This is a genomic window from Streptomyces sp. BRA346 (assembly GCF_052851135.1).
In genome coordinates, this window is the sequence record NZ_JAIWIH010000114.1 from 1 (window position 1) to 4,325 (window position 4,325).

Below are 4,325 nucleotides of genomic sequence, written 5' to 3' on the forward strand. Positions count from 1 at the left end.
ATCGGTGAGGTCGCGGCGGCGCATGTGGCGGGGGTGTTCTCGCTGGAGGATGCGTGCCGTCTGGTGGCGGCTCGGGCGCGGTTGATGGATGGGTTGCCGTCCGGTGGGGCGATGGTGGCGGTCGAGGCGACCGAGGATGAGGTGGCGCCGTTGCTGACCGATGGGGTGTCGGTGGCGGCGGTGAATGGTCCGTCCTCGGTGGTGGTGTCCGGTGAGGAGGATGCCGTCCTGGCGATCGGGGCCCGCTTCTCGGAGCGGGGCAGGCGGTCCACGCGGCTGCGTGTCTCGCACGCGTTCCATTCGCCGTTGATGGACCCGATGCTGGAGGAGTTCCGCCGGGTGGTGGAGGGCCTGGAGTTCGGTGAGCCGCGGCTGGCGGTGGTGTCGAACCTGACCGGCACGGTCGCCACGGCCGGTGAGCTGTGCTGTACTGGGTGCGGCACGTCCGGGAGACGGTCCGCTTCGCCGACGGTATCCGGGCCCTGCGCGATGCGGGCGTGGGCGCGTACGTCGAACTCGGCCCCGACGGGCAGCTGTCCGCCGCGACCGGGCAGCTGGTCGAAGGCCCGCTCGTGGTGCCGGTGCTACGCCGCGACCACGGTGAGGAAACCGCGCTGGTGACCGCGTTGTCCCGGCTGCACGTGCACGGCACTTCCGTCGACTGGCGCGCCTTCTTCGCCGGGACGGGCGCGGGATGCGTCAGCCTGCCCACGTACGCCTTCCAGCGTCGGCACTTCTGGCCCGAACCGGCGACGCCGAGTACGTCGGCCGACCCGGTCGACGCCGAGTTCTGGTCGGCGGTGGAGAGCGAGGACCCGGCGGCACTGGCCGCGACGCTCGGCCTCGACGGCGACGCGGCGAGCGCGATGGCCCCGGCGCTGTCGGCGCTCTCGTCGTGGAACCGCCGCAGGCGCGAGGTCGCGGTCGCGGATGCCCGGCAGTACCGGGTGAGCTGGGTGCCGGTGCCGGTGCCGGTGCCGGTGCCGGAGGGGGACGCCGATCAGCCGGGTCGGTGGCTCGTGCTCGCGGAGGCGGGCGACCCCTGGGCTTCCGCCGCCGTCGATGCCCTGGGTGGTGACGCGCCGGACGCTGAGGCCGTCCGCGTGGTCCGCCGGGTGTCCGACGCCGGCCGTACGGACTTCACCGGCGTGGTCTCGCTGCTTTCGTCCGGCCCCGGTCCGCTGGAGCTGCTGGAGGCGCTGGCGGAGGCCGGGATCGCCGCGCCGCTGTGGTGCGTCACGCGGGGCGCCGTGAAGACGGTGCCCGGCGACCGTATCGATGACGCCCGCCAGGCGGCGGTGTGGGGTGCGGGGCGGGTGGCCGCGCTCGAGCGGCCCGAACGCTGGGGTGGCGTGATCGACTTGGCCGAGGCGCCGGATGCGCGATTCGCCGCGCTGCTCGGCCACGCCGCCGGCGGACCTCGTCCGCTGCCCGACCCGGAGGACGAGCTCGCGGTGCGGCCCTCCGGGGTGTTCGCGCGGCGCCTGGTCCGGGCCACCGCGCCCGCCAGGAGCTGGACCCCGTCCGGTACCGCGCTCGTCGTCGGCACCGGACCGATGGGCGTCCGGGTCGCCCGCTGGCTGGCCCGGGAAGGCGCCGGGCACCTCGTCCTCATCGGGCGCGACACAGCCGGCCTGACGGATGCGGATCTCGCAGCCGAGTGGGGAATCCCGGTCACCGTACTGGCCTGCGACACCGCCGATCGCGACGAGCTCAAGGCCGTACTCGACGTCCTCCCGGCCGGTGAGCTGACCGCCGTCGTGCACGCCGAAGAGCTCGTCGGCGCCACGTTCTCCGAAGCGCTCGCCGGGGTGACGAACCTTGACGATCTGCTCGCCGACCGTGAGTTGGACGCGTTCGTCCTGTTCAGCTCGGTCGCCGGAGTGTGGGGGGTACGGGGCCGAGGCGCCGAGGCGGCCACGGGGGCCGTTCTGGAAGCCATGGCGCAGCGGCGCCGCGACCGTGGCATGGCCGCGCTGTGCGTCGCGTGGGGCGCGTGGGCGGAGGTCACCGAGCGGTCGATGACCGGCCACCTCCGGGCGAGCGGGTTGCCCGTGCTGGACACGGAGGTGGCGCTCGCGGCCCTCGGCCGTGCGGTCGCGAGTGGCGAGGCATCGCTGACCGTGGCCGACGTGGAGTGGGACAGCTTCGCGCCCGCCTTCACCGCGGCTCGGCCCAGCGCGCTGCTGGCCGACCTGCCGGAGGCTCGCGCGGCGCTCGACGCCGCGCCACGGGACGGCGAGACCGCCGGAATCGCGGGGATCGCGGGCACCGAGGGACCCGCGGCGACCGAGCTTCGGGACAGGCTGCTCGGCCTGCCCGAAACCGAGCGCTTCGGTGAACTGCTCGCCGTGGTGAGGGAGAAGAGCGCCCTGGTGCTGGGGCACACCGACGCCGGTGCCGTCGAGGCCGATCTGCCCTTCCGGGACCTCGGGTTCGACTCCCTGACCGCCGTCGACCTGCGCGACCAGCTCACCAGGGCCACCGGACTGAGCGTGCCCGCCACCGCCGTATTCGACTTCCCGACCCCGAACGAACTGGCCGACCACCTGCTGACCGCCCTGCTCGGCGAGCGGACCGTCCCGGCCGTCCCGGTCGTCCCGGCGGCGCCGTCCGCCCGTACGGCCGACGACCCGATCGCGATCGTCGGCATGAGCTGCCGCTTCCCCGGCGGCGTGCGGTCGCCGGAAGACCTCTGGGAACTCGTCCTGGCCGGCACCGACGCCGTCGGTGACATGCCGGTGGACCGAGGCTGGGACTTCGACGCCCTTCTCAGCGGCGACACGGGAGGCAACGGCGGAAGCGTCACCCGCAGTGGCGGCTTCCTGCACGACGCGGCCGACTTCGACCCCGGCTTCTTCGGGATCTCTCCGCATGAGGCCCTGGTGATGGACCCGCAGCAGCGCCTCGTACTCGAATCGGCCTGGGAAGCCCTGGAGCGGGCGGGGATCGACCCGGCCGCGCTGCGCGGGACCGACGCCGGAGCGTACGTCGGCGGCGGCAGCGGTGACTACCGCCTGCCCGAGCACCTCGGCCGGTGGGAGACCGCGCAGTCGGCGAGCCTCCTCTCCGGCAGGCTGGCGTACACCTTCGGGCTCCAGGGCCCCACCGTCTCGGTGGACACCGCCTGCTCGTCGTCGCTGGTCGCCCTCCACCTGGCCGCGCAGGCGCTGCGGTCGGGGGAGTGCTCGGTGGCCTTGGCCGGCGGCGTGACCGTGATGGCGACCCCAGTCGGATTCGTGGAGTTCAGCGCACAGGGCGCGCTCTCGCCGGACGGCCGGTGCAAGGCGTTCTCCGAGGACGCCGACGGTACGGGCTGGGCCGAGGGCGTGGGCATGCTGGTGATCGAACGCCTCTCGGACGCGCACCGCAGCGGTCACCCCGTGCTCGCCGTACTCCGCGGCTCGGCGATCAACCAGGACGGTGCGTCCAACGGCCTCACCGCGCCGAACGGGCCGTCGCAGCAGCGGGTGATCCAGCGCGCGCTGGCCGACGCCCAACTCTCGCCCGCCGACATCGACGCGGTGGAGGCGCACGGCACGGGCACCACGCTGGGTGATCCGATCGAGGCGCAGGCGCTGCTGGCAACCTACGGGCAGGACCGGACGCATCCGCTGCTGCTCGGCTCCCTGAAGTCCAACATCGGGCACACCCAGGCCGCCTCGGGTGCGGCGGGGGTGATCAAGATGGTGCAGGCGATGCGGCACGGTCTGCTGCCGAAGACCCTGCACGCGGACACGCCTTCGTCCCATGTGGACTGGAGCGCCGGTGCGGTCCGGCTGCTGACCGAACCGGCCCAGTGGCCGGACTCCGGCCGCCCGCGCCGGGTGGGCATCTCCTCGTTCGGCGCCAGCGGGACGAACGCGCACGTGATCCTGGAGCAGGCACCGCCGACCGAGGAACCCGCGCGACGGTCTCCCGTCGAGGGTGAGACCGTTCCGGTCCTGTTGTCCGCCAGGACGCCGGACGCCTTGCGGGCGCAGGCACGACGTCTGCTCGCCCACGCAGACGCGCGGCCCGGGCTCGAGTTCGCCGACGTGGCGTACTCGCTGGCCACCACCCGCTCGCTGTTCGAGCACCGGGCCGTGCTGCTGGCCACCGACCGAAGCGAGCTGCTGGCCGCACTGGCCGCCCTCGCCGACGGCGAAGACGGCCCGCACATCCTCCGCGCGGACGCGCCACGCCCCGGGAAGCTGGCTTTCCTGTTCTCGGGGCAGGGGAGTCAGCGGCTGGGTATGGGGCGGGAGTTGTACGGGCGGTTCCCGGTGTTCGCGGAGGCGCTGGATGCCGTATTGGCGCACTTCGATCCGTCGCTGCGGGAGGTG

General features: G+C 73.8%; 1 protein-coding gene and 1 pseudogene. Both read left to right on the forward strand.

The window, feature by feature from the left end; all coding sequences use genetic code 11:
- Positions 1-33 precede the first annotated feature (33 nt).
- A pseudogene (locus tag LCH29_RS43550) lies at positions 34-348 on the forward strand (acyltransferase domain-containing protein); the annotation flags it as partial.
- An 86-nt stretch (positions 349-434) separates the two neighbouring features.
- Positions 435-4,325, forward strand: a 3,891-nt coding sequence (locus LCH29_RS43555; RefSeq protein WP_446467219.1) for a beta-ketoacyl synthase N-terminal-like domain-containing protein, incomplete at its 3' end; no start/stop codon positions are given.